The sequence below is a fragment of the Paenibacillus sp. JJ1683 genome (assembly GCF_053006485.1).
Genome location: NZ_CM129820.1, coordinates 4,119,539 through 4,146,046, shown reverse-complemented (window position 1 = coordinate 4,146,046; position 26,508 = coordinate 4,119,539). Strand labels below are relative to the sequence as shown.

Here is a 26,508-nt window from a genome sequence, read left to right as displayed (position 1 = left end):
ATATTGATGTAATTGGTATTACGAGCTTTAGCTAGCTAATCCATGTAGCTCTCAGCGGTGTGAATATGTCTGATTAAATCTAAGTCTGGATATCTCTTATCTAAAGAATATAATATGTCAATATACTTTTTACTCTGTAAATTATACGCCACTTCTTCGAAAACCTCACTTAAATATGAAATCTCTGTTTTATTGCATATCTGCAAGAAATTTAAAGTTGAGTTTTCATCTTCACTCAGTAAATTAATTAATTCATCCCATTTATGTTCTATTCTTGGATCGTTATCATCAAGCAATGCCCGTGCCCCCAAGATTGCTCTAACTTTTTCTTCAAACATTAAATATCCTCCTTAAAATTATGGTTGTAGCATATTATCAGGGAAAATGGTTCCTATCTCTCCATTCGTTTTGATAACGCCAACTCTAACACCATTAAATTCTCCGAATATTGGTATCCCATCCATTGTTTCTTTGTGTTCAGCCATGTTAGCAATATGCTCTCCGGCATTCTTTATATCTGCCTTAGTCCATTCTTTTGGGAACCATGCTTGACCAATACCTGATCTTTTTCCCTTAGACTTATGTCCTGGTACATTACCAACCCTAACTCCATTGGAATAAGTCTTTTCTATATTGTACTCAATTCCGTTGTTCTCAAGAAAATCTATATTATCCTGGCCATGTCCACCCCCACTCATTTTCGATATCTCTCCTGTTTTTGGATTTCTAGTGAAATCACCCATGTTCGCATGGTCTAATGATTTTTCACTGACTATATGTGTTCTAGGTGGAATATTGTCCTGCGATGTAACAATTTCTTTTTCCTTTTTTAAATATTCTTTTATATTTGAAGCTTTTCTTGCATTTGTACTCTTAGTTACATTATATATGACCTTCTTTTGAATTTGACTATTTTCTTCTCTAGCTGCCTTGGAGGCGCTCTCCCGTAATGTTTTCCTTGCCTGTTGATCCTGTTGTTTATATTGGTTTTTCGTTGTTAACCTTTCATTTGGTTGTGGCTTGTAGCCTTTGGTTTCAAGAGTTTGGTTAATTTTTTGGGAAGCTGTGTTTTCTGTAGCTTCTATTTGCTGTCTTGCTAATAATTCCTGGACTCTTACTTTTGCACTTACTCCAGAAGAAATATTAAAAAAGCCTTTCCCTCTACCCAGTTTTGAAAGTATCCCTTTTAATTCTTTAGTATTGTCCATCCCCCCTCGGCCACCAACCATAAGAGGGTTTTCTGTGATAATAGCATAGAACATCCACTTTTGTTCTTCTTCGGTTACTCCTTGTTTCCTAGTTAGCATGAAAAAGTCGCCCGGATAATTATGTTTCCATTCACTGTAGTATTGTCGATCTGGCGTACCATCACTTGTACGTACAAGACCATCTTTCCCTCGATAACTCCCTGGTTTAAGTTTGGGTCTAAAGTCTTCGGTATATATGTGCCTTTCATAGTCCCGCCAGATTTTTTCATATTCTTCCTCTGTAAGCTCTGGCGGCGCAACTTCTTTTTTCGCTTTAAGGGCTTTAGCTCTAGCTTCTTTTTCTGCTTTAAGAGCAGCTTCAGCCCTAGCTTTTTCTTGTTCTTTATATTCCCTCAGCATTCTATCTTTAACACTTTTAGGTACCTGTTGATAGGCATGAACCATGGTTTTCGATGCTGCCAGCAAGTATTGGATCAGCTCTAATTGGCTGCCGGAATGCGCTATATGACGTGCGCTTGTATACACTTTCCCCAGAATCCATTTGCTATAGTAGGCATGTCTCGCTTGCTCATGTTCATACTGACTAATCAACCCTTGCATGGCCAAACCAGCCAAGTGTTTCAATGGATGAATACCGTTCCCCTTACTGCCTCCAACGGTAGGGGTTCCTTTGCTCCGAACGGGGATCGCTGCGGTTGCTTTTAGAATTACACCTCCCGCAGGTCCACTCAGCGCTCCCGCTACAACACCAGCCACTTTTCCCATCACTGGAATGGAGCCTAATAGCTTGGACACTGTACCCAACAAAGAACTAGCCTGTTGATGTGCAGCCGGACTTGTCACTTTGGCGGTAGGAGTGCTGCTTGAAGATGTCTTAGCTGTCGATGGAGCTTGCGCCGCCTCGTATGCTTTGATGCTCATCAATGGCGGTTCTGGAACAGGAGGGAGGTCAGCTACGAAAACAGGTGCCTTCACCGTACCTTCCTGATAAATCACCGGAGCTTTGGTATCCGTCTCACCATCCAGTACCATGCTGCTGGCTCCGCCTTTTAAATACAACGCCATTCCAGCTTCGAGAGAAAGTTCCTCGCCTGCACCCAGCTTCACATGACCACCCTGTATCTGCACATTCCCCGGACTGTCGATGGTAATTCCGCTACTTTCATGCAGTGTAATGGAAAATTCACCGGGGGTGGATAGGATTAGTTCATGCTCAGACATTTCTAGGCCGCTACCTTGCACATGTTGCCATATCTTCACATTCGGCTGATCATTTGTATGGCGTTGTTGTCGCAGTGAATCCGTGACATAGGCATCTTGTTCGCGATGGGTAGGCAGATACAACTCTACCTGTTCCCCGATTTCAGGCATATCGTACCAGCCACTATGTTCTTCGGCGACATATCGAGTCGCTACAGGAAACCAGCAGGCTTTGGCAGGATCTTGCTTCGGGTCAATGTCTAGTTGAAGCTGTACGAAATCCTGCTGTACCTTCAGTACTGTTCCTGTCAGCGAAATTCCAGTAGCCTGATCATTTTCGTACCGGGCATAGCGGATATCTTGTTCGGCCTGAAGATCATAGCGAGTGCGCAGTAAGCCATCTGCTAAGGTTGTCACGGCTCGAACCACGACCAGTTCTTTGCCTTGTCCAATGGGTAACGTGATGAGGTCGCCCAGCGCATAGTATTGCAGACTTTCAATCATATAGGTGACATACGAGCCAGCACGTTCGCCTGGCTTTTCCGCATCCAACTCATGAAACGTTTTCCGAACTCGATAAAATACATCCCGCTCCACCTTATGCTGCTTGCCTTCTGGCATCCCGAAGAAAACCTTGGGCGAGGCTGCGGTTACCTCTGGCACAAGTACGGAACCAAAGCGAGAAGCGAGACGTTTTAAAAACGCCCAATCCGTCTCCTCATATTGTAAAATAAATGTCTCCAGTGTGGCATGGTTGCTTACCGTGTCAATGGCATCCCCGTACTGATATTTTCGAACCAGCGCTGTGACCAGATCATCATAAGTACGGTGAATATCTTGATAGGAGCGTCTTTTACGTTTGATATCCATTTGATACGAATGGGAAGCTGCCTCCAGTTCAAACGTATACACGCCTCGCACACAGTGTACGGACATACGTGTAACAATCCCATGGAACAGCCTTCTTAGCGATTGTCCCTGATCATTCAACTGACGAATCACAATCGGCTCTTGATCCATATTTTGACCAATACAAGCTGCTCCCTGTTCTTCAGAGAGCAACCCACTGATATGTAAATAGGCATGATCGTTAATGGCACGTGTTATTTGAAGTTGTTCGATGTGTAATGGCTGAAAGGGACCATAAAAGCGTAGGCTTTCATATCCAATCCCATCTAATAATACGCTCAAGTGAGTTCATGACTCCTTTCTAGATGCGATGGGTATTTCCAAGTAAAGCACGTCATCTATGTAATGTATTACGGGGGTTGTTTGGTATTAAGAAACGAGAGGTGATATTTAATAAACAACCCAGCATATGTATTTATCGGTTAAAAGAGAGAGTTAGTTTACAGAATGACCCATTCATTATGGTATTTACTATGTGTAAATCTGGAATTAGAAGATATGAGAGGGAAGTATAAGATGGAAAAAAGCATATAATAGGTGGTATGAGGGAGTATAAAGTGATATTTATAAAAGATTGAGCTTTAATGAGAGAGGGGGGGTCAGGTTATGCCAAAAAACGATAATATGCTGGCCATTTTATGGATGCTGAATTCAGGTGTAAAAATGACGGCGAAACAAATATCCGAAAAGTTAGAAATAAATATAAGAACAGTTTATCGGTATATTGATGCTCTATGTGCCAGTGGAGTGCCTATCATATCCGACACGGGTCATCATGGCGGGTATAGCTTGCTGAATAATTTTATTAGAGCACCCTTACTATTTGATATGGAGGAAAAAAAGGCACTCCTTCATGCTGCTGTTTTTGCAAAAGAAGCTGGATCTCCTTTGAGTGAGGCATTAAGCAGTGCGACCTCAAAATTGAAAATGTATTCGAATCAAGAGCAGGAAAGTATACTTAGACGTCATTTAGCCGGATTTGAAGTGATAAATCGCATAGGAGATCCTTCTCTTCAGCCGATATTGGCAGAATTGGAGCAGGCTGTAGCCAACCAATTCTCTGTCGAAATGGATTATCGCACGAGCCATGAAGAACAACCCAAGAATAGGGTGATAGACCCCTATGGAATGGTGTACTGGAACAACAAATGGTATACTGTTGCATTTTGTCACCTAAGAAATGAGATCCGTAGCTTTCGGGCAGAACGGATTTTACAGATCAAACGCACTCCAATCCTATTTAAGCGTCCTGAGGCTTTTTCAGCTCGTGAATTTTTTATGCAAAATCTGTTACCTGATTTAGTGGGCAAGAACGGTTTAATTTCTTTAATGATCAAAGGCAGGTCAGAGGCATTGGATGACTTATGTCTACATTGGTTTTTGGGGCATCATCTGAAAGAGCGAACCGCTAACCAAGCCATCTTTTTGCTTGAGGAAAAATCACTTCATACATATGTCCCTCATTTACTCCTACCCTACGGGAAATCCATTCAGATCATCGAACCACAGAGCTTGAAGGAAAAACTTGTTGCGGTTGCGTCGGAGTTAATGGAATATTATCAACGTTAAAAGCTTCACTGACAGCAGATGTCAGTGAAGCTTTTTTATAATGAGGATAATCATGGATTACCGAGGATTGGTATCACTTGATAAATTATAAAATAGGGAGAACCTGTGAATGAATAGTACGGTATATCTTTATGTATTTGACACCATGGCAGACTGGGAAATCGGTTACTTAACTGCCGAACTGAACTCAGGAAGATATTATAAAAAGGGGCTGGGCCCATCCAAAATAGTTACCGTGGGAATGGAAAAGACTCCTGTCACTACCATGGGTGGATTGACAATCCTGCCTGACATCAAATTGGACGAGTGCAGTATTGAGAGTACGGATGCATTGATTCTACCTGGTGGAAATACATGGACAGAAACCATTCACCAACCGATCTTAAAAATGGTTGAGAGATGTTTAGAGGAAGGTATATGGGTTGCAGCGATTTGTGGTGCTACCATCGGACTTGCTCAGGCAGAGCTGCTGAATTCACGTTGGCATACAAGCAATGATATGGAATACCTCCAAATGACCTGTCCCACCTACACAGGCGAAAAGTATTACAAAATGGAGTCTGCTGTAACGGATGGAAAACTGATCACTGCATCTGGAACTGCTCCGTTGGAATTCACCGTACATGTTTTGAAAGCTCTGGGTGTGTTTTCTTCTAAAACATTAGAAGCCTGGTATAGTCTAAATAAGACTCGTGCATCCAAACATTACTATGAATTGATGGATTCAATCCAATAAGGTATGAGCATTATATTGAACGGTTAAGAGCATTTAAAGGAGGAGTTAAAATGACTGAAAGCAGAGAATATGTGGGAGTGTCAGGCAAATATACAAAGAATGGAATGCCCAACGGCTTTACATCTATTACCCCGTTTATTACCGTGAAAAATCCATCCGAAGCAATAGAGTTCTATAAAAGTGTTTTCAATGCAAGGGTTAAGGATATTACTGAATACCCTGATGAGAATGGCAATACAATCATTGTTCATGCGGAATTAGATTTTGGAAATGGTTTTTTGCAGCTGGGAGCAGCGAATCCGACATATCAATTGGTTTTGCCGCCAGATGGAGATAATGCGTGTTATTCTTTCGGAATTTACGTTATGAATGTGGATCAGATCATTGAAAAGGCAGTAGCAAGAGGAGCGAAAGTAAGGGAACCCGTTACAAACTTTGTTTCAGGGGATCGATTCGCAAGTATATTAGATCCTTGTGGAGTAAGATGGTCTATTATGACCAGGATCGAGGATTTGTCCGAAGAAGAAAGCAGTCGTAGGGTTGCTGAATGGGCCAAAAGCTTTAGTGGAGAATAAATGCATGCGATCACTTTTTGGTAAAACGTATTAATCAGCACATTACATGCCGTTTTCTGCGCCATCGTCACGCGACCTTACAAGAGTGTTAGGCAATTGTCATCTAGATCAATGGTACCAACCTAGCTGCTCCTCTATACTAATCCATTGATAGGATTATTTGTTAAGGGGGAGTTGGCGTGAGGATTTTTGAAATGCTGCTATTCTTTTCAAGTGCTTGTTTGTTGGCACTCATGTTCATTACCAATCAACGTATCCGAAGATCAGCCTTGCTCCTGACAAGCGGAGCAAGCTCCATTTTTTTAGTAATACATTTGCTTGTCGAAGGATATAGGATTCAGCTTTTATTTTTATACGGATTTACGATCCTGATACTTTCGCTTTCGCTTATAAACGTTTTCATAACGCCGAAAGTCGTTCGGACTGCCTCGCGAATCCGTAGGATGCTAGGCCGCCTTTTTATCGTGATTGGGCTAATCGTAACAGGGTGCTTCCTCTATGTGTTTCCCGTATTCAACTTTCCGGCGCCAACCGGCGAGTTGAAGGTAGGCACACAAGTCTTTCATTTCATCGATCCAAGCCGGGAGGAGACATTTGGCAAAACTGAGACAGGTAAGAGGGAATTGATGGTTCAGGTCTGGTATCCGACTCAAGCTAGCACCAGCAAGTACGCTCCCTTTATTCCCGATACTCAGATTTTACGTTATATGGCCGCGAACTATGGCCTTCCTGGAATCACGTTTCAACACCTGAAGTACGTATCCAGTCATGCTTATTCGGGAGCCGAAGTCTCTTCGGCACAGATTTCATACCCGCTGATCCTTGCGAATCCCGGCAACGGCTCGTCCAGGTTCCTCCACACGTCGCAAGCCGAAAATCTCGCGAGTCACGGATATATCGTGGCAGTGATCGACCACACCTACAATACATTTGCAACCGAGTTTCCGGACGGTCGAATCACGACCAGCACAACCAACGACTTATTCTCGCCCGACCATGATTACCGGACAGAAAGGGGAAATCGTGACAAGTTGGGAAAAGTTTTAACCGGCGATGTAGCGTTTACGCTGGACCAATTCGAGCTCATCCAATCGGGGCAGATTCCAAGTCATCTAAAAGGGAAGATTGATCTCGGTCATGTCGGGGTGTTCGGCCATTCCATCGGCGGAGCGACGGCCTATGACGCTTCTTACGATCCGCGAATCGCGGTTGGAATAGACTTTGATGGAGGGCTATATCGACTGCGTGACAGAGAGGGTCTGCGAAAGCCGTTTTTGTTTATCAACACGGAAAGCTATTTCGAAAAATTAAAAATGGTGATGGATAACCGGGTCTACACGGATGCAGAGCTTAAGCGTATGGGATCAACAAGAGAGTGGGAGGATCAAGTAACGGAAGATAAAAAGTTGGAGCTTGAACGGATGCGCGAAATGGTCGACGAAGGGGGACAAGTCCTCTATATCGAAAATACGGAGCATTTGAATTTTACCGACGTACAGTTCATTTCTCCGATTTTTAAAATGCTGGGCATTACAGGAAAGATTGCACCCGAAAGAGCGAATTCCGTTATCAATGCCTACATGCTGGATTTCTTTGATATGTATCTGAAAAATCAAGGCGGAATCTTAATGAAAGGACCGGATAGCCGCTTTCCAGAGGTGAAGTTCGTAACCTCGCTATTATAAATTACGGAACAGGCAACCGATTTTGATATGCTCCCCTTCAAGTAGACAGGTTTAATAAATAAACTGCTACTTGAAGGGGGGTTTTCCTTTGTCTAAGAAGAACGAATACAATACGATTGAGAAACTAGCCATCATACACATAAAATTTCAAAAATATATTTTGACCTGCTTCAAAGAGTGGGCCAAAGAGGGGTGGCTTGCCCCTCTTATTTGCGTGATGTTGAGCATTTTTATTTATTTACAGAAAGTGTAGCATTTAATTTCATAATTTTTCATCACAAAAAGGCTTTTGTCTCATTCAATGAGCGTGCTATATTCGATAAAAGCTGAATTGTATTCCTGATTTCATGTTCCGTAGTATCTGGGTGAATTGCACAGATTCGGAGAACCGTTTTTCCATTAAGTTGTGTCGTAAGCACCGAAGCGTATCCATTGGTCACCATTTCTTGGGAAATCCTTTTATTGAGCGAATCTAATTCTTGCTCAGATAATCCAGTTGGTGCATATCGAAAATTAACAATCGCTAACTGTGCGGGGGATACAATTTCCCAATGATTATGTTTTTTGATTTCATCTTCAGCCCATTCTGCGAGTTGAACACCATGCTCTATGGCTTCACTGACAGCATTAGTTCCTAAAGCTTGCAGTGTCACCCATAGTTTCAAACTTCGAGCAGGCCGCGTTAATTCAGGGCCCAGATCCCAATAATTAATATGTTCTTGATTAGTCTCGGCATCTTTCAAATATTCTGGATGTGTGCTGAAGCAGTTTCTGAGCTGTTGATTTTCTTTGGCTAAAACTACGCTACAGGAATAGGTCTGCATTAACCATTTATGTGCATCCCAAGTAATGCTATCTGAACGTGATATTCCGCTCAAAAGGGACTTATATTTCGAAGAAGCCAAAATTGACGCACCGTAAGCTCCATCCACATGTAACCAAATATTATGTTTTTCACATAGGTCAGCAATTTCGTTTAGCGGGTCAATGCTTCCTGTATTGGTTGTGCCTGCCGTGGCAATGATCGCAAAAGGCTTCATACCAGCTGCCTGATCATCCATTACTTTTTTTTCTAAGGCTGAAACATCCATACGAAAATTTGTATCACTTGGAATCTTTCTGATTTGGTCACCACGGAATCCGAGAATGCGTAACCCTTTGGCGACCGATGAATGAGTTTGGTCTGAAACATAAGCAGTTCCAATGCCATATTCCTGCTCGGATAACTTTGCATTGCGTGCAGCTGCCAAGGCGGTCAAATTGGACAACGATCCACCGGACAGAAATAAGCCTCCAGCCGTATCGGGATATCCTGCTTGGTCACACATCCACCGGATTACTTCCCCCTCTAGAAGGCTTGCGCTCGAACTCAGCATCCAGCTTCCGGCGTGGGTATTATAAGCGCTGGTCATGATATCCCCTAGCCAAGAGTAAAGAGACATTGGACTAGGAACCAATGCGAAAAAGCGAGGGTGTTGCATAAACGTTTGATAAGAATAGACGTTTTTCCTCATTTCATTGACAACTTCTTTTATCGGTCTTCCTTTTTTGGGAAAACCAATTCCCCTTAAATGAGCTATGGTATCCTCATCTGCAGTGTTGATTACTTTTTGAGAGCGGATATTGTTATTTTCTGCCATGTATGAATGTATGAACTGCTCAATAATTTCACCTAATTGCTGATTTGGTTCTTGATTCATCATAAGCATCTCCATCTCCTTTGTTTAACTTCAACCAAAGTATAATATAACATCTGTTGTCATATTGTGATATTCACCGATTTCATCATTACGTTTATTTTTAGGCTCTTCGCTATTACGCAAAGTAGTTCTCAAAGGCAAAGAGGGCTATTTAAAATCCCCGTTCAATGCAAATGCTGGAAATGTGATGTTGGGAATGAGATAGTACTCCAGATCAAGGCTGGTAAGCAGCTACATAGTTGCTGCGTGCTTGGATGGTAACGACGAGTAATTTTACAAGCAGCTAAGGAGGCGGGGAGTTTGTAATATAGGAGGGGAATCTTAGTTATCTGAAAAATATTAAAAAAAGAGAATAAATGTATAGTCACTTGTAAGTAAAGTGCTCGAAACGCTTTGCCAAATGTTGCAACTCAGCTACTTAATGATTTAAAAAATGACCCCAATTAGAGCTCCAAATTGTTTAGGATTTTTATATCCATTGATTCAACCGGGAGAAAAAAATACTGGTGGCCCTTAAAGATGTGTTAGGAGCCACCAGTACAAACTAATTTATAATATTGTTACATAATATGAGCCAGCTATACTTTTACTATATATACACAACACCTTAACTTCGGTCGGGAATTATTGTCCAATTTGTTCTAAGATTTGTGTGTAAGCATTCCTATAATGATCGGGGTTAGGATCTTCTCCTATTATTTTGGGTACATCAAAGTCAGACAGCAGGAAATGGTGTTTGGGTTGAACTTCATGTCTTGCTAAGCAACTCTTGCAACAGGACAAGGGACAGCCGTCAATTGCAATGATGTCACGTCCCGATTTTGCTGTTCTGACAAGTGGTTTGACATCACCACCAACACCAGCTATGCAGGACATTTCAGCGACTTTTTCTCGATCCATTTGTATAGCGATCATGTTAGCGGTTTGTGCTGCGGAGGAACATCCAGAACAAGAATAGACAAGAGGTAAATCCGTTCTTTTCATCTTTGTACACTTCCTTGTTTTTTCTTTGTGATCCATCAGGGTATCTTTGGTTTTAGATAAAATAAATTTTAAATTGTTTGTATTTTAACTTAAATTTACAGCCTAAACCGTGATTGTGATCACGACAATATTTTTGTGAAATCTGTTATAGGGCTAATTGTGTGTGTATATAAAATCAGCTAGATCCCCATTGTTTAACTTATTTCTTCTAATAGAGAATTCGCCTTATCTTAATATAATTCTGGATCGTCATTCTTAATCACCATTAAAATTTCTTGCAATAAAAAATAGCGCTTGTTAAGTTGTTTTATGTCTAGTTTGTTGCAGTGTACGATCTGCTTTTAAAATGTAAGCCTAATAAAATCTTAGGATAATGCGTTCAATAGGCTAGAGAATATTTGTGGAGTGTATGACGGGAAGGATCGAGCGAATCCCGTATTTTTCTCCTTCCATATAGATGATTGCTTATCCTGACTTAGCTAATATCCTGAGTCTTTCCATTCGGATTAACGTAATTATTCTAACCTTCTGGAAATTTCCCCAGTTTTTCTTGAAAATTTCTGGTTTTATTTGATAATATCAGGATGATACACACTGAAGCGTGAGACATCATATTTTTGGAGTGCCATCTCATGAGCAGTTGTCATAATCCATCCCTTTTTTCATCATAGTTGATTCGAATAATTACACACCATTTTTGTTCCAAGATTCAACTTTGTATAAGTTGGCTTATGATCATGCAGTATATATACATTTTTAACATCTTTCATTTTTCATAAATTTTAATTCTAATATTCTAAAAATGGGGAAAACAAAATGAAACCAGTCTTAAAGCATAATTGGAATTTAACTGAAACGGAAGCGATAAAATTACAACAGGAGTTATCTAAAAAAGTTACAAAAGAGGATCAATTCTCTGAAATTCATTACGTGGCTGGGGTAGACGTGGCATATAGTGAACAAAGTGATTTATTAGTTGCGGCAATCGTTATTTTAGAAGCAAACTCTTTAAATATGGTGGAATCAGTAGTAGTTGAAGATACTGTGCAATTCCCTTATATCTCCGGATTGTTTTCATTCAGGGAGCTACCACCTATAGTTAAAGCATTTAAACAAATAAAGACTTTTCCTCAGCTTGTAGTTTGCGATGGTCAAGGAATTGCTCATCCTAGACGGTTTGGATTAGCCAGTCACTTAGGAGTTATCTTTGATATTCCCACAATTGGCTGTGGTAAAACGAAGTTATTGGGAGATTTCCAGGAACCACCTCAAGAAAGAGGTGCCTGTTCATTATTAGTGGATTGTGAGGAAATCATCGGAAGTGTACTAAGAACTCAAGAAAACATTAAACCTCTTTTTGTATCGGTAGGTCATCGTATTTCATTAGATACAGCCTGCAATTGGATTCTAAAGCTCTCTCCACGTTATCGCTTACCAGAAACAACTCGACAAGCTGACCAACTGGTGAAAAAAGTGTTATCTAAGATATATTAATACATCATTCAGCTCTAAGTACTTGATGGGCTATACGCCCATCAAGATAAAGCTAATTTTGTACAGAGTGATCAACTGATATAGCAAGCGGAATTCTGAGAAGATAATTACTTTTAGAAATTATTTCAGTCTCTTCTTATTTTACTGTTCTGCTTTCTTTGAGTTAATAAATAATCATAAATCTCACTTGTTTCTTGTAACTTGCTAGACTTAATCAAATTGTGTTTAACATCCCATTCCTGATAACTTAACTCCACCCCCAACTCATGTTCGCTTACCGATTTAAGTTGTCCATTCTCATACCATTGAGTCCTTTTTCCTTTCGTCTGACCATAATGCATAATCTCTTCAGATTTTCTCTCCCCGGTATTATAAAACTCTCGAAGTAATCCATGTTTAAAACCATCTTTATAAAAACTAAAATATCGTAATTGACCGTTATCGTATAATTCATAGGTTAATCCTGTAAAGGGGGTTCCACCCTCGTCTTCAGGGTTGTCCAAAATTTCATCACTAGTAGAAGAAAACCACAGGTCTTCAAAATCCACCCCATTTTTTTTGATATAATCTAAAGTATATAATTCATCTTTATTTTCCATGATTATGTTTCAAAACCTCCGGTATAAAATTCGTTCCCTGTGTTATATATTCGCAATGAGGGCAACGTGGCATAGGGGTCCCTATAGGCATTTTTTTATTTATTTTTCGGGCAGAAATAACAAAGATCATAAAATCAGATAATTGGGCATCTGGCCTTTTCAATAGAGCTCTGTTCAAGGCTTTTACTTCTGCATGAGATCCTGCTCCAGCCGTCTTTATATATTCTTCCTTTATTTTTGCAGGCATATTAGTAATTCTTTCGTTAATTGTTTTGTGTTGTTTCGAAGGTAGATCTCCTTTAGGGTTATTAATATCAAAATAGTACTGCCCTGTTTTCTTATCTAATACTCCTGCTAATGCTGGACCTAATTCATTTTTACTTAATCCTGTCTTCTTTACCCTGTCTAGTTCCTCGTGCACTGCTCCCCTCAAATTAATTCGTTGATGAAGTTCAGTAGAACTCAGTTTACCATATTTAGCTCTTAGTTCCTCCAAGCGGCTTTGTTTAGGCACTCCCCCACTTTTGAGTGGTTCAATAGGTTTAGAAGGCGCAGGTTTTACGATTCCTGGTTCTTCAACGATAGACACTGGAGTTTTAATTGATTTAGAAGGTATCTTTATATTCCTGCCAAATTTAGCACCGTATAAACTTCCTACCATCTGAAATTCAGAAAATACGCTGCTTACAATAATCGCATTTGCCTGCCATTTTGGTATTTCTTCGCCTGTCCAATAGTTTTTTCCTTCTTTAGCTGCTTTAATTTGTTCTACGAAAATATCCACATTTTCTGGTTCGTGATGTAATTTGATTTCTCCATTTTTGATAGCTTCGTTATAGGCAAGAGAAGCTTGTGCAGCTTTCTGATCGGTAACTCCATTTTTGCTGAGAACCCACATAGTACCCATGAATTTTTTATCATACTCATCGAAATTATAGGATACTTTTGCTTTTTCAGCTGCCATGTAGCTGTCATAATTGGCTCTCCAGCGTTGTCTCAGATCTACAGGAACCTGCTGATATGCATGAGCCATGGCATTTGACTCTTTCAGCAGGTTCTGAATTAGTTCCAATGGGCCGCACGAAAGCGCTATATGACGTGCGCTCGTATACACTTTCCCCAGAATCCATTTGCTATAGTAGGCATGTCTCGCTTGCTCATGTTCATACTGAGTAATTAACCCTTGTAATGCTAGACCAGCCAAGTGTTTCAACGGATGAATGCCGTTCCCCTTACCGCCTCCAATAGTAGGGGTTCCTTTGCTACGAACGGGAATAGCTGCGGTTGCTAGCAGCACTGAGCCTGCAACAATCGCCGCAGGTCCACTTAGCGCTCCTGCAACAACGCCAACCACTTTTCCCATCACTGGAATGGAGCCTAATAGCTTGGACACCGTACCCATCAAGGCATTTGCCTGTTGATGCTCTGCTGGACTGGTGACTTTTGCTTTAGGGGTAGAGGCTTGGTTGCTAGATGAATCCCTAGCTGCTGACTGGGCTGCTTCATAGGCTTTTATGCTCATGAGTGGCGGCTCAGGCACAGGAGGGAGGTTGGCTACGAAAACAGGTGCCTTCACCGTACCTTCCTGATAAATCACTGGAGCTTTGGTATCCGTCTCACCATCTAGTACCATGCTGCTGGCTCCGCCTTTTAGATACAGCGCCGTTCCAGCTTCGAGCGAAAGTTCCTGCCCAGCATCAAGCTTCATGTGACCACCCTGAATCTGCACATTCCCTGGACTGTCGATGGTAATGCCGCTACTTTCATGCAGTGTAATGGAAAATTCACCGGAGGTGGATAGGGTCAGCTCATGCTCAGACATTTCTACGCCGCTACCTTGCACATGTTGCCATATCTTCACATTCGGCTGATCATTTATGTAGCGTTGTTGTCGCACTGAATCCGTGACATAGGCATCTTGTTCGCGGTGTGTAGGCAGATACAGTTCCACCTGTTCCCCAACCTCAGGCATATCGTACCAGCCACTATGTTCTTCAGCGACATAACGGGTGGCGACGGGAAACCAGCAGGCTTTGGCAGGATCTTGCTTCGGGTCAATATCCAGTTGCAGCTGTACAAAATCCTGTTGTACCTTCAGTACCGTTCCTGTCAGCGAAATTCCAGTAGCCTGATCGTTTTCATAACGGGCATAGCGGATATCTTGTTCGGCTTGAAGATCATAACGGGTGTACAGTAAGCCATCTGCTAAGGTTGTCACTGCTCGAACCACGACCAGTTCTTTGCCTTGTCCAATAGGTAACGTGATAAGGTCGCCTAGTGCATAGTATTGCAGGCTTTCGATCATATAGGTGACATACGAGCCAGCACGTTCTCCCGGCTTTTCCGCATCCAACTCATGAAACGTTTTCCGTACTCGATAAAATACATCCCGCTCCACCTTATGCTGCTTGCCTTCTGGCATACCGAAGAAAACCTTGGGCGAAGCTGCGGTTACCTCTGGCACAAGGACGGAACCAAAGCGAGAAGCAAGACGTTTTAAAAATGCCCAATCCGTCTCCTCATATTGTAAAACAAATGTCTCCAATTTGGCATGGTTGCTTATCGTATCAATGGCATCTCCGTACTGATATTTTCGAACCAGCGCAGTGACCAGACCATCATAGGTGCGGTGAATATCTTGATAGGAGCGCCTTTTACGCTTAATATCCATCTGGTATGAATGGGAAGCGGCCTCTAGTTCAAACGTATACACGCCTCGCACACAATGTACGGACATACGCGTGACAATCCCGTGAAATAATCTTCTCAGCGATTGTCCCTGATCATCCAACTGACGAATCACAATGGGCTCTTGCTCCATATCCTGTACGACGCATGCAGCTCCTTGTTCTTCGGAGAGCATGCCACTGATATATAAATAGGCATGATCGTTAATGGTGCGTGTTATTTGAAGTTGTTCGATGTGTAATGGCTGAAAGGGACCATAAAAGCGTAGGCTTTCATATCCGATCCCATCTGATAATACGCTCAAGTGAGTTCATGACTCCTTTCTAGATGCGATGGGTATTTCCAAGTGAAGCACGTCATCTTGCATTTGCTTCTGAATTATCGAAGCTACAGATGAGTACAACAGTGAGTCAAAATAGATATGTATTACAAGGTTTGTACGCTATAAAGGGACGAGAGGTGATATTTAATAAACAACCCAGCATATGTATTTATCGGTTAAAAGAAAGATTTAGTTTACAGAATGACCCATTGGTTGGGGGATTTACTATGTTTATTTTTGGAAGTAGGAGGATGAGAGGGAAGTGTAACATGAGTTAATATAGGAATATGGTAATACGCAAGTGCCGAGATCGGATACCATTTTTGAACGTAAGGATTTGGAGTTGAACAAAATAAGGTTATTCCCTTCTGTGACGTGCAATCAACTTGCTGTGGTTCAATTACTTTAATAAAACAGATGCAGGGAAGGTCAACATATACCAATGATGTATGTATTTGCGGGGAATAATGGAAGCGATAAAAGTACGATTGAGAACCTGGTTGTTGACCTGACTGGGAATTAGCGTAAATATTGATCCTAATGCCCTGCCCAGAGGAACCGAAGAGACTTTCTGAGATGGATATTGTGAACAGACCTGAATTCTCGGAATGGGAGGATAAGCATCATTACAAGCAAGCATTGGAGAATGAAGCTTTGTACTGGCAGGGCATGAAGGACGGAGCACAGTTTGTATATGTTGTATTAGAGATGATGCTTCATGATGAAAAAGAGAAAGAAGAATAGCCAATGGAGATTAGATGGTTATAGAGAACATTAAAAAAGATGCTGGGCACCTACCAATCTGGTCATACCCCTGTCAAGTAGACAGGGTATGACCAGGTTGGTAGGTGTTTTAATTTGTCTTACGTTATGAGGCACAGGCTCAGGCTTTTCAGTTCAATTCGTCTTGATTGACTATGCTTGCAACTTACCCGCACGAATATCATCTGTCATGCCCGCGTAAGGTGCCTGGGCAATCAACTTCTCGTTGTTCACACCTGCATTTTCAATAAAAGTAATATATGCGAATTCAGGAACTACATGCTTCGGATAAGTCTCATACTTTTCACGCGATTCTTCCATCAGAGGGATGAAATCATTTTGATAGCGTACTTTAATCTCTGGATGCTCATGCACCCATTTCGGAAAGAAAATAATACCATGCATGGTCAATGAAATGGCTGGATGGGTTCAGTATCGGAGAAGCTTCGCCGAAAGAATCATAAACTTTAAGTCGGTATAAGTCGATTAAATAATTAAGGGCTTATATATACACAAATTTCTATATTATAACATATCTAGCAGTGAACTTAAGCCCAGGCGTAGAAGCCGTATCTAAAAATAGAATTCATTCCAGGAGGTAAGCTATGAATAAGAGAACAGGCTTTAGATTTTTAGTTGTAATTATGATGATTTATGTATTTACTTTTAATCTGGGTGTGGAAACTGTAAAGGCAAATTCCGTATATTATGTTTCTACAACGGGGAATGACATCACTGGGACCGGTACACTATCAAATCCATGGAAAACCATACAAAAGGCAGCAGATACCATGAAAGCCGGAGATACCTGCATCATACGAGGTGGTACATACCGGGAAACAGTAACACTTCATACTTCCGGAACTTCTGCAAAACCCATAAACTTTGAGGCTTATACAGGAGAGAACGTAACGGTATCCGGTGCCGATCCGGTTACTGGCTGGAAAAATTACTCCGGATCCATCTATTATGCGGAAATGAGGGGTTCCCTTGGAACAAAAAATCAGATATTTGTTAATAAGCAAATGCAATTTGAAGCTAGATGGCCCAATTCATCAACACTTGATCCCTTAAATTCAACATATGCAACAGTTGATTCCGGTTCCACTACAACCATCAAGGATGGAAACTTAACTCAGGCACCTGGATACTGGGTTGGCAAAACGGTTTGGAGTGTTCCGGGAACAGGCTACAAATCTTATAAAAGTACCATTACCAGCTCAAGTGACGGCTCCATTACCTTTGATCAAATAGATACTGCAGCGACAGGCGGTAACAGCTATTATATTACTGGTAATCTTGAAGATCTTGACAGTGCGGGAGAATGGTATTATGACAGCATTACTGGCAGACTTTATTTATGGGCACCTGGTGGAGTTGATCCGAATACTTTGACAGTAGAAGCAAAGAAGCGGACTTATGCATTTGATTTAAGTTCCCACTCTTACATAAATATTACCGGAATTAATATCTTTGCCTCCAGCATTAAAATGTCTAATTCTAATTACTGTAAAGTTTCTAATATGATTGCGGAATATGTCAGTCATGATTCGGATGTTACCAGACAATACAGTACAGGGATATTTATGTCCGGTACCAATAATGAGCTTAGAGACAGTACTTTGACCTACAGTTCCGGTAATCTGGTGAGTATAGAGGGAACAGGAAATAAGGTAATTAATAATCTTATTCATGAAGCAAATTATTCGGCAGCGGATATTCCGGCAATCTATCTATTGGGGGCAAACCATCTAATCAGTCATAATACGGTATATAACGCTGGGCGTCATCTGATATTTATGCCTACCCAAAACAGCCAGATACAATATAATAATCTGTACAATGCAGGAAAGCTGACAAAAGACTGCGGAATACTCTATGAATTTGCCTGGGATGGGCAAGGGACGGTAATTCATCATAATTACATCCATGATAATCTGGCAAAGAATTATTCCGGCACTGGTATCTATCTGGATAACGGTAGCAAGGGCTATATTGTGCATCATAATGTTGTATGGGGAAACTATACAGGGATAAGATTGAACACACCCAGTAATTTTAACCTGATTTATAACAATACCACCTACAGTAACGGAAATGTAGGATATTGGGGAAGTAATTTTCAGTCAGATATGTACGGCGACAGAATTTTCAACAATATCTTTACTACAGCCTTTACACTGCCTGGTACTCATATAGAGGGAAATAATATTACCTCAGAAACCAATCCGTTATTTGTGAATCCCACAGCATATGATTTCAGGTTGCAGTCTACTTCTCCAGCTATTAATGCAGGGGTTGTAATATCTGGAATCACGAATGATTATGTTGGTTCGGCACCGGATATTGGAGCATATGAGTTCGGTGGAACTGACTGGACTGCCGGGCATGATTTTTCTTCACCTCCGGACCCGGTTTTTGAGAGTGTCAGCTTACTTTATGTTAATAACGTAAGGCAATCTGATTTCGAGAAAGGGATAATCTCACCATGGGCAGCAACATATTCAGATACTGCTGCAAGTGTATCGGTACCAAGAAGCGGCTCTAAGAGTGTTAGATTGGGACCCGGAGAAGATGGTATCGAGCAGGTACTTACGGGGCTAAGTCCTAATACCAGCTATATGTGTACCGCCTGGGTTAAGGCAGACATAGGAGAACGGATTCAGATTGGCGTTAATGGCTTTGAAGGAACGGATGCATCCGCAACATCTGACAGTACATCCTGGACAATGGTAAACATTCCTTTTACAACCGGAGCAGGCGCTACCAGGGCAACAGTGTATGCTTACAAGAATCCTGGTACAGCATATGTTTATGTGGATGATTTTGGGGTAGTTGAGCAATAAATTATTTTACTGGTTTTATGTTTGACAGGATTGTCAGAAAGTCAGAAAAACCAAGACTGCCTTGGGGCAGATGGATCAAGAGGGACACTTTCAGTAGAAAATAAAGAAAGAAAGACATAAAGACTCTGATCTAAAAATGATAGATTTTCCGCCAAGGGGCGACCAGGCCTTAGGGTCATCATTTTTGTACACTCAAGGCATGTGGAGTGCGTGGTAGTAATATATCGAGATAAGAAGCATTGATTTACAAGGGGTTAAGAGTAACTTGGATATGTTCCTGCATTCAAAAAGGCTTTAGGGTTGAGTGTCGGAACATATTTTATTTACATATACAAGGCATTTGTAATCGACAGTGTTGTTTTGTAGTGCAGAAGATTATTAGAGATGTATCGGTGTAAATTAGTAAAGAAGGGGGGACCCTCTTTTTCCAACTCAATAGCATTAGTTGAGTCTCCCCATAGTTGTTAACCATTTTCTAGGGCATGAGTGTTTCTTATCCCATAGTACGTTGCTTTGTGTTGACGATTTGTTAGAAGGAAGCCATTTTATTTTATATAGTTTACGATGCTATACGTTTTTACTTTAGATGAGCTAACATGTTTTGACTGGATCTGAATTAGAGTAGTTCTTTTCAATGCACAGAGAAGCCTTTTTTCAGTAATACCTTTACACAATTATGGATAGTGTATTAGAAAATACAATTTAATCTATAGATTCTTTAATTATCCTCAGTAACTCATTTAGTTGGCGATATTCCTCTGCTTTTTTAAAAAGAATAGATGTTAATATTGTTCTTAACGCAAATATCAGAACTAAGAATAATAGTAGAGCTACAAAAAATATAATGATAAGGACTAAATCTTTTTGTTTTAATATGTTTGGGATAATCTTATTAATAAGAGCATTCCAAATAGGTAAACTAAACACTGCAAGGAAAGATATCGGCAACCAGTTCTTGGATTTGATAGATTCACTTTTTTCATCGAAATAATCTATATAAGTATCTAAAATATTCTTATTTAATTTTTTCTTGTGAATTAAATAAGAGAGTTTGTTAATTCTTATAGCTTTTAGTACCGAAATTTCATAGCTTAATTTTTTGTACTCCATATGTTTTATATAAAAAGGGTATCTTGTTTTAATGTAGTTACGTGAAGATGTAACAGATTTAATCATGAAGATAATAGATATGATCAAAGAAAATAAAGCCCCTATTAGACACCAAAAAGAATAAGATTTTAAATTGCTTGAATAAATGAAAAAAAATGAAGTTTCAAAAATAACTGCAATTATTATTGCTATAGCGGCAACCTTTGCGAACATTGTTGATATCTTATCCATTAAACTCTTCCCTGGTGAAAGTTCTTTGAAACAAGCATCATAAATTGTTTTTCTAAATAATAAATGGGAATCTAATCTAGTTTTCATAAAAAGTCTCCTTTATTTTATATACATTATCGGTTTTTAATGAGAAATATTACATATTACTTTACTTAATATATTAAAGATAATTCTGTAGTTTTTCATGTCTATAATACAAACCTGTCCTACTATTCGTAAAATTGTCTTTTATTTTATTTAGTCAGATATTTTTCAATAAAGTGAAGCTATTAATCCGTATATAACATGAACGATGTGACATCTATAATTACCCATAATGTTCGTGTTAAAATTCACCTAAAGGAGGGTGGGATTTTTTATGACGTTAAAAGAGGAAGAATATGATATTTTGAAAAAATATATAACAGATAAAGATGCGCGATATAGGCTAACTGATTATATTTCTAGACATGATGTCATTGGTCAAGAGGTATTTCCTTACATTGGGGATGCAGCAAAGCATTTTTATAAGACAGATGGACAATTTGTATATCGTCCAGTAACAAGAGATACTTTTATTAAGCGAGTTCCTATCTATTTTTACGAGCCAGATACAAGTGCACATAATATAGGAGATTTACAACAATATATACATGGTGTATTAGAAAATAGGAATTTTAACAATTTTGAACAAGATTTAGAGACACTGTACTCAACTCTTGAAAAGTTCCTTTATTATTACAAAATAGATATAGAAACTATTTTCGAATATCCAATTAAGCAGACAGGACGTTGCTCTCAAATAGATTTTCTATATAATTGGTTTCACTATCTACAACTTGCAGAAAAGTTAAATATTCAGGAACGAACACCAGAACATTTAATTGTGGCTTATAACTATGTGCTTGAAAAGTCAAACTTATGTCCAATTATTTATGATCTTCACGAGCAATATATCGGCGATTATATCAGCAGATCGGGGAATCGGTTTAGTATGGAAGGGACATTTCCGTGTAATGAGAAGGGTGACCCTATCCTAAGATGGATTGGAGTTAAAATTAAAAATGCAGCTAAGATATGGGTAAACGTAGACAACAAGTTAAAGGGGACTCTTTATGTCGAAGCTAATCATGAAACCGCAATTTGGGGAAGAAATTGTTGGGGAAGGGACAATGATGGTAGCGACGTTTGGTATGAACTTTATATTGCTCCAATGCTTATGGAATTTGATCATGTAGCTTTAAAGTCAATCAGAAAAAGAGAGAAATTAACTCAACAGCAAGTAGCTGACTCTATTGGGGCTGCAGTAAGAACATATCAAAAATGGGAGAGTGGGCATACTACGCCTGATTGCCAATATCTATTACGGCTTATGAATGTGTTGGATATTAGAGAAGCGAAGGAGATAACAAAAACAACCAATTTTTGATTTTTTGTTCAGGGTGATTTGCTATCCTCATTTTATTTAATTAGGAAATTCCCTAAAAAGTTATATTATCTAAGCGATATTCAATATTAGGCCCTTGGTATTACTAAAGGGTCTTTTTGTTCCATATATCTCCATCAATATGCTATAGTGTAAGAAATAAAGAAAATTTATGCAGGTTTTAGTAGGAATATGACTTAGTTGTTTCTTTGGTCATGGGCATATAGTCCTTTTATATTATTTGGAATATTGCGATGGGGTGAAGGTCAGTGGCAAGGACGTATTATGCTGAAGGGATATTTCTCAGTGAGATATTCGGATCAATGTAGACACGGAAACGATGACAGAATAATGGAATAGGAGGGTCAATGATCCGTTTTAATATTCGATCGTAAAAGAGCCTTCTAAGATTAGAGTATAAAAAAAACAAAATGCTGGATACGAAAATCGTATTTGCTTTACAGTCTCTCGCGAAGACTGCCTATCATAGTAGGTATCAGGGGTATAATATAGAATTCTTTTTCCTGTCTGCTTATCACTATAGGTTATTAGTCTTCTACTTTATTTAAAAAAGGAAAATGACGAAACAGTAGTGCTAATGTAGTGGGTGGACTATCTACTAAAGGGGTGGCTTTTCTATGTTTCTTTTAGAAGTTAGAATTACAAACTTTCGAAAGTTTGGTCAAGGAACAAACGGTGAACCCGGATTGGTTCTCGTTTTAAATAAAGGTCTGAATGTTCTCATTGGTGAAAATGATGCAGGAAAATCGGCAGTAATTGATGCAATCAAATTTGTATTATTAACACAAAGCAGAGAATATTCTAGACTAGAAAAAGATGATTTTCATGCTGATTCAAATGAACTGAAAATCGAATGCATCTTTAAGGGGTTTTCAGTAAACCAAGCAAAGGATTTTTTAGAGTGGATTACTATTGATTCAGATAAACAATATAGTCTTCGTGTTTTTCTAACTGCCAAAAAGGATGTTAAAGGAAAGATATTAATTGACGATGTGCATGCAGGAAGTGATAGCGAAGGGCAAATACTACATAGTAAAGCACGTGATTTACTTAGAACGATTTATCTTAAACCATTGAGAGATGCAGAAAATGAACTTGCTGCTAAACGAAACTCACGGTTATCTCAAATATTATATTCACATCCCGAGTTTTCTACGGGGGAAGATCATAGACTGGTTGAAATCATTAAGGAGGCTAATCAAAAAATCAAGAGATACTTTGATTATGACGAGCTAACTAGTGAGGAAAAAAAGATTCTAAAATCAATCAATTTTTACTTATCAAAGTTCTCTGATAACAAAAATTTGTTGAGTTCAAATATAGAAATTGCAGCAGTTAACCTAAAAATGATCTTAGAGAAAATTGATCTTTTGCTTGTTACTACGAAATCAGGTTTAGGATCCCTTAATCAACTATACATTGCGGCTGAGTTATTACTTTTACAAATTGAAAAAACTGAAGGTATTAACCTCGCACTCATTGAGGAAATAGAAGCTCACTTGCATCCACAGGCTCAGATAAGAGTGATAGATTACCTTCAAGAATTAAGTGAAAGTAGCACATCTCCGATGCAAATACTATTAACAACTCACAGTGTCACATTAGCTTCAGTTATCAAATTGAATAATTTAATTTTGTTTGCTGAAGGCAAGTCGTTTTCTTTGGCTGAAGGTAATACTAAACTACACAATGGAGACTATAGATTTTTAGAAAGATTCCTAGACTCCACAAAAGCTAACTTTTTCTTTGCTAAAGGAGTTATGATTGTCGAAGGTGATGCAGAGAACCTATTGCTTCCTACATTAGCGGATAAATTAGGAAAATCTTTTGCTAAAAATGGAGTTTCCATTGTGAATGTAGGGAGTACTGCATTGTTGAGATACTCAAAAATATTTATTAGAGAATTAGGTCCTATTATGCAGTTACCTGTTGCAATAGTTACCGATTGTGACGAGCCGGTATCAAAGATCGATAAAGAGTCTGGTGGTATTGTTATGCTTCCAGCTAGAAAACCCAAAAAAATAAAATCTGAAAAGAAAGTCAAATATAGCGATCAAAATGTAAAAGCTTATATATCTCATGAGTGGACTTTAGAATTCGATTTGGCTTGTAGTTGCTTAAAAAAAGAACTGTTCGCCTCAATTCTCATGGCAAGGGATTATGCTAATCAAGATAAGGAATTAACAGAGGGGAGAGCGGCAAAGACATATAAGGAAATCGGTGATTATTTAAAAGAAGCTGAAACACAGATTAGTGGATGGAGCACCTATGAACCCTTCATGCTAGCTTCAAACATAGTTAGAGATGTAGTATTGAAGAAAAACATTTCAAAAGCGGTTGTTGCTCAATGCTTTTCTGAAATTTTGAATGAACGTAGCTTTACATTGGAGGAATTAGAAGATATCAGAAGCGACAGTTATCTAAAGTACCTAGTTGATGCTATAGATTATGTGACAGGAGCTTAAGGATAATGCAAATGGTAACCGTAACAGATGAAGATATTGAATACGCAGCTAAAGTTTTAAATATACCAAATGGTTTTGATGCCCCAAGAGTTAACGTTATAAAGTGCATGGAGAGTAGAGATGTAGTTGCATGCCCAGGGAGTGGAAAAACTACAGTATTACTCGCTAAGTTATTAATTCTAGCAAGACATATACCTTTAAAAAATAATAAAGGAATTTGTATTTTAACTCATACAAATGTAGCGATTGACGAAATTAAAGAACGGCTAGGTGATAAAGCCAATGAATTACTCACTTATCCAAACTTTGTTGGAACAATACATTCATTTATCAGTAAGTTTTTAGCTAATCCTGCGTTTGTTAACTACTACTCTGGAAGAATTTCAAGAGTTTTTGAACCTTTAGATTATAAATTACGATTAATAAAAAAATATAAGTCCTTGTATCCTCCATTCTCAGGAAGTAAACTAGATGGTTTCCTCTATGGAAGACTCAATAAAAAAATAAAAGAATCAAAAGACAATTCTAAAATAGCAAAGGCAAAAGATGATTTACTACGATCCTTAGAATTGGATTACACCGATAACACGATAAAAAAAGTCGCTTTTAACAAAAAAACTACTGTTTTAAAGAATCCAAACTCGGATGCTTATAAAGAATACATCACATTAATTGATCAACTTCAAAATGAAGGCATATGCTCCTACAATGAACTTCAAGGACTCGCACATAGGTATGTAAATGATTTTCCAAGAGAACTACAAAGTATTTTTTCAGAGCGATTTTCGTTTGTATTTGTAGACGAAATGCAGGATACTAGCCTACTTCAGTTGCAAGTTTTAGAAAAAATTTTTGATAATGAAAAAATGATTTTCCAATGTTTTGGTGATCCGCAGCAAACAATTTATGAATCCGATGATAAAGGCTGTTCATGGGAACCCAAAGATCCTTTATTCATAAAAAACAGTAATAGACTGAGTAAAAGTATCGCAAAAGTTGCAGATGTTGTAGCATTAAAACCTTATGGAATGCTAGGCAGAGAATCGCAAAAAGGAACCCTACTTTCGCCAGTGATTATCAGTTATAAAGATAATGATGTATCACATGTACTTGAATCTTTTGCTAAGTTGATTATCAAATATAAGCTGGATGAACTGGATAATGCGATATTTAAAGCAGTTGGTATGGTAAAGGACAAAAATGAAGGGCTATCTATTACGAGTTATTTCCCAGTATTCGAAAAATTAGAGATTAGGAGTAATGTAAACAAAGATTTTTCTGATCTTAAGAGTTACTTAGTTATGCTTGACAAAGCGGTAATTGAGAAAGAAGGTATAAAGGCGTATTATGATAGATTCATTTTAGCAATATTAAAGTACTTGCGAATAAATGATATTAGGACTGACGAAGGCAGGCTTTTCTCTAAAATATCATTTTTGAAATATTTACGTGAAAACGATGAGAGATTATATAAAACGACGCATAGATACTTTGCAAGAATAGTTTTAGCAATAGCTAAAGGGAAATGTATATTAGCTAGTTTTAATTACATTTTAGCCATTATTGTGAATCGACTATTCTGTTTTAAAGTTAACATATATAAGGATGAATTTATGAACGGAACTCCTGTGGTTGCAACAATAGCTGTTAATGAAGAAAAAGTGAACATGTACAGATATGATGACTTAAGAATTGAGTTAGACAGTGTTCATGGAGTTAAAGGACAAACGCATAATGCCACTTTATATTTGGAAACTTTTTATTTTTCTAAAACAAATGAAAGTATTATTAAATTTTTGATTGGAGAACAAAGTTCCACCATTGAGGAACACGTTGAAAAACACATACGTGTTGCGTATGTTGCTATGACAAGACCTACTGATTTACTGTGTATTGTGTTGAATGAAGAAATTTATTTGGAGAACAAAGTAAAGTTAAATGACTTAGGGTGGATACATTACCAAGAAATAATATAGCCGAAAAAATATAAAGTTCTCAG

Annotated in this window: 17 protein-coding genes and 1 pseudogene; 10 read left to right on the top strand and 8 right to left on the bottom strand. The window is 38.9% G+C overall.

The window, feature by feature from the left end; all coding sequences use genetic code 11:
- Nucleotides 1-35: 35 nt before the first annotated feature.
- Together ACUC6J_RS17745 and ACUC6J_RS17740 are read right to left on the bottom strand one after the other, a co-directional pair.
- Nucleotides 36-338: a hypothetical protein gene (locus ACUC6J_RS17745; RefSeq protein ID WP_113049977.1), complete on the bottom strand. Its 303-nt coding sequence runs from the start codon at nucleotides 336-338 to the stop codon at nucleotides 36-38.
- Between the two features lie 18 nt (nucleotides 339-356).
- Nucleotides 357-3,599, bottom strand: a complete 3,243-nt coding sequence (locus ACUC6J_RS17740) for an EndoU domain-containing protein (RefSeq protein WP_447249213.1) — start codon at nucleotides 3,597-3,599, stop codon at nucleotides 357-359.
- Nucleotides 3,600-3,923: 324 nt separating this feature from the next.
- Between ACUC6J_RS17740 and ACUC6J_RS17735 the strand changes: the two genes are divergently transcribed.
- From ACUC6J_RS17735 to ACUC6J_RS17720, 4 genes are all read left to right on the top strand, one after another.
- Nucleotides 3,924-4,886 carry a helix-turn-helix transcriptional regulator gene (locus ACUC6J_RS17735; protein WP_447249212.1) on the top strand — a complete coding sequence of 321 codons (963 nt, stop codon included), beginning with the start codon at nucleotides 3,924-3,926 and terminating at the stop codon, nucleotides 4,884-4,886.
- Nucleotides 4,887-4,995: 109 nt separating this feature from the next.
- A complete protein-coding gene (locus ACUC6J_RS17730) occupies nucleotides 4,996-5,622 on the top strand; it encodes a type 1 glutamine amidotransferase family protein (protein WP_447249211.1) in 627 nt (208 codons plus the stop codon).
- A 50-nt stretch (nucleotides 5,623-5,672) separates the two neighbouring features.
- Nucleotides 5,673-6,197 (top strand): VOC family protein, encoded by a 525-nt coding sequence (locus ACUC6J_RS17725; protein ID WP_447249210.1) that lies wholly within the window; start codon nucleotides 5,673-5,675, stop codon nucleotides 6,195-6,197.
- Nucleotides 6,198-6,376: 179 nt separating this feature from the next.
- Nucleotides 6,377-7,882, top strand: coding sequence for an alpha/beta hydrolase family protein (locus tag ACUC6J_RS17720; protein ID WP_447249209.1), 1,506 nt, complete (start codon nucleotides 6,377-6,379; stop codon nucleotides 7,880-7,882).
- A gap of 275 nt (nucleotides 7,883-8,157) precedes the next feature.
- On the opposite strand, the gene ACUC6J_RS17715 is transcribed toward ACUC6J_RS17720, so the two are convergent.
- Both ACUC6J_RS17715 and ACUC6J_RS17710 read right to left on the bottom strand, forming a co-directional pair.
- Entirely contained in the window at nucleotides 8,158-9,585 is a 1,428-nt protein-coding gene (locus tag ACUC6J_RS17715) for a pyridoxal phosphate-dependent decarboxylase family protein (RefSeq protein ID WP_447249208.1), read from the bottom strand.
- A gap of 621 nt (nucleotides 9,586-10,206) precedes the next feature.
- Nucleotides 10,207-10,566: a putative zinc-binding protein gene (locus ACUC6J_RS17710; protein ID WP_013311396.1), complete on the bottom strand. Its 360-nt coding sequence runs from the start codon at nucleotides 10,564-10,566 to the stop codon at nucleotides 10,207-10,209.
- 816 nt (nucleotides 10,567-11,382) lie between these two features.
- On the opposite strand from ACUC6J_RS17710, the gene nfi reads away from it, so the two are divergent.
- The gene (gene nfi, locus ACUC6J_RS17705; RefSeq protein WP_447249207.1) at nucleotides 11,383-12,060 is read left to right on the top strand and encodes a deoxyribonuclease V; all 678 of its coding nucleotides are present in this window, start codon (nucleotides 11,383-11,385) and stop codon (nucleotides 12,058-12,060) included.
- A 125-nt stretch (nucleotides 12,061-12,185) separates the two neighbouring features.
- Here the strand turns inward: nfi and ACUC6J_RS17700 are convergent, their stop codons facing one another.
- On the bottom strand, nucleotides 12,186-12,659 hold the full coding sequence (locus ACUC6J_RS17700) for a toxin-antitoxin system YwqK family antitoxin (RefSeq protein ID WP_447249206.1): 474 nt from the start codon (nucleotides 12,657-12,659) through the stop codon (nucleotides 12,186-12,188).
- The gene (locus ACUC6J_RS17695) at nucleotides 12,649-15,651 is read right to left on the bottom strand and encodes a YwqJ-related putative deaminase (RefSeq protein WP_447249205.1); all 3,003 of its coding nucleotides are present in this window, start codon (nucleotides 15,649-15,651) and stop codon (nucleotides 12,649-12,651) included. The genes ACUC6J_RS17700 and ACUC6J_RS17695 overlap by 11 nt, the downstream gene beginning before the upstream one ends.
- 594 nt (nucleotides 15,652-16,245) lie before the next feature.
- Between ACUC6J_RS17695 and ACUC6J_RS17690 the strand changes: the two genes are divergently transcribed.
- A complete protein-coding gene (locus tag ACUC6J_RS17690) occupies nucleotides 16,246-16,413 on the top strand; it encodes a hypothetical protein (protein WP_017426816.1) in 168 nt (55 codons plus the stop codon).
- Between the two features lie 171 nt (nucleotides 16,414-16,584).
- On the opposite strand, the pseudogene ACUC6J_RS17685 reads toward ACUC6J_RS17690, so the two are convergent.
- Nucleotides 16,585-16,836 (bottom strand): annotated as a pseudogene (locus ACUC6J_RS17685) (phenolic acid decarboxylase); the annotation flags it as partial.
- Nucleotides 16,837-17,036: 200 nt separating this feature from the next.
- Here ACUC6J_RS17685 and ACUC6J_RS17680 point away from each other — a divergent pair.
- Nucleotides 17,037-19,277: a right-handed parallel beta-helix repeat-containing protein gene (locus ACUC6J_RS17680; protein WP_025365535.1), complete on the top strand. Its 2,241-nt coding sequence runs from the start codon at nucleotides 17,037-17,039 to the stop codon at nucleotides 19,275-19,277.
- A gap of 702 nt (nucleotides 19,278-19,979) precedes the next feature.
- Here ACUC6J_RS17680 and ACUC6J_RS17675 read toward each other — a convergent pair.
- On the bottom strand, nucleotides 19,980-20,705 hold the full coding sequence (locus tag ACUC6J_RS17675) for a hypothetical protein (RefSeq protein WP_019688228.1): 726 nt from the start codon (nucleotides 20,703-20,705) through the stop codon (nucleotides 19,980-19,982).
- Nucleotides 20,706-20,976: 271 nt separating this feature from the next.
- Between ACUC6J_RS17675 and ACUC6J_RS17670 the strand changes: the two genes are divergently transcribed.
- The 3 genes from ACUC6J_RS17670 to ACUC6J_RS17660 all read left to right on the top strand — a co-directional run bounded on the left by ACUC6J_RS17670 (nucleotide 20,977) and on the right by ACUC6J_RS17660 (nucleotide 26,485).
- Nucleotides 20,977-22,026, top strand: coding sequence for a helix-turn-helix domain-containing protein (locus ACUC6J_RS17670; protein ID WP_025365534.1), 1,050 nt, complete (start codon nucleotides 20,977-20,979; stop codon nucleotides 22,024-22,026).
- 635 nt (nucleotides 22,027-22,661) lie between these two features.
- Nucleotides 22,662-24,509 carry an ATP-dependent nuclease gene (locus tag ACUC6J_RS17665; RefSeq protein WP_019688226.1) on the top strand — a complete coding sequence of 616 codons (1,848 nt, stop codon included), beginning with the start codon at nucleotides 22,662-22,664 and terminating at the stop codon, nucleotides 24,507-24,509.
- A 5-nt stretch (nucleotides 24,510-24,514) separates the two neighbouring features.
- Nucleotides 24,515-26,485: a UvrD-helicase domain-containing protein gene (locus ACUC6J_RS17660; RefSeq protein WP_019688225.1), complete on the top strand. Its 1,971-nt coding sequence runs from the start codon at nucleotides 24,515-24,517 to the stop codon at nucleotides 26,483-26,485.
- The last annotated feature ends 23 nt before the right edge of the window (nucleotides 26,486-26,508 follow it).

What these genes read in the sequence shown, in the direction of transcription:
- ACUC6J_RS17660 (WP_019688225.1), top strand. Translation starts at nt 24,515, where the DNA reads ATGCAAATGGTAACCGTAACAGATGAAGATATTGAATACGCAGCTAAA.
- ACUC6J_RS17670 (WP_025365534.1), top strand. Translation starts at nt 20,977, where the DNA reads ATGACGTTAAAAGAGGAAGAATATGATATTTTGAAAAAATATATAACA.
- ACUC6J_RS17745 (WP_113049977.1), bottom strand. Translation starts at nt 338, where the DNA reads ATGTTTGAAGAAAAAGTTAGAGCAATCTTGGGGGCACGGGCATTGCTT.
- ACUC6J_RS17725 (WP_447249210.1), top strand. Translation starts at nt 5,673, where the DNA reads ATGACTGAAAGCAGAGAATATGTGGGAGTGTCAGGCAAATATACAAAG.
- nfi (WP_447249207.1), top strand. Translation starts at nt 11,383, where the DNA reads ATGAAACCAGTCTTAAAGCATAATTGGAATTTAACTGAAACGGAAGCG.
- ACUC6J_RS17730 (WP_447249211.1), top strand. Translation starts at nt 4,996, where the DNA reads ATGAATAGTACGGTATATCTTTATGTATTTGACACCATGGCAGACTGG.
- ACUC6J_RS17710 (WP_013311396.1), bottom strand. Translation starts at nt 10,566, where the DNA reads ATGAAAAGAACGGATTTACCTCTTGTCTATTCTTGTTCTGGATGTTCC.
- ACUC6J_RS17690 (WP_017426816.1), top strand. Translation starts at nt 16,246, where the DNA reads ATGGATATTGTGAACAGACCTGAATTCTCGGAATGGGAGGATAAGCAT.
- ACUC6J_RS17680 (WP_025365535.1), top strand. Translation starts at nt 17,037, where the DNA reads ATGAATAAGAGAACAGGCTTTAGATTTTTAGTTGTAATTATGATGATT.
- ACUC6J_RS17700 (WP_447249206.1), bottom strand. Translation starts at nt 12,659, where the DNA reads ATGGAAAATAAAGATGAATTATATACTTTAGATTATATCAAAAAAAAT.
- ACUC6J_RS17665 (WP_019688226.1), top strand. Translation starts at nt 22,662, where the DNA reads ATGTTTCTTTTAGAAGTTAGAATTACAAACTTTCGAAAGTTTGGTCAA.
- ACUC6J_RS17675 (WP_019688228.1), bottom strand. Translation starts at nt 20,705, where the DNA reads ATGAAAACTAGATTAGATTCCCATTTATTATTTAGAAAAACAATTTAT.
- ACUC6J_RS17735 (WP_447249212.1), top strand. Translation starts at nt 3,924, where the DNA reads ATGCCAAAAAACGATAATATGCTGGCCATTTTATGGATGCTGAATTCA.
- ACUC6J_RS17715 (WP_447249208.1), bottom strand. Translation starts at nt 9,585, where the DNA reads ATGATGAATCAAGAACCAAATCAGCAATTAGGTGAAATTATTGAGCAG.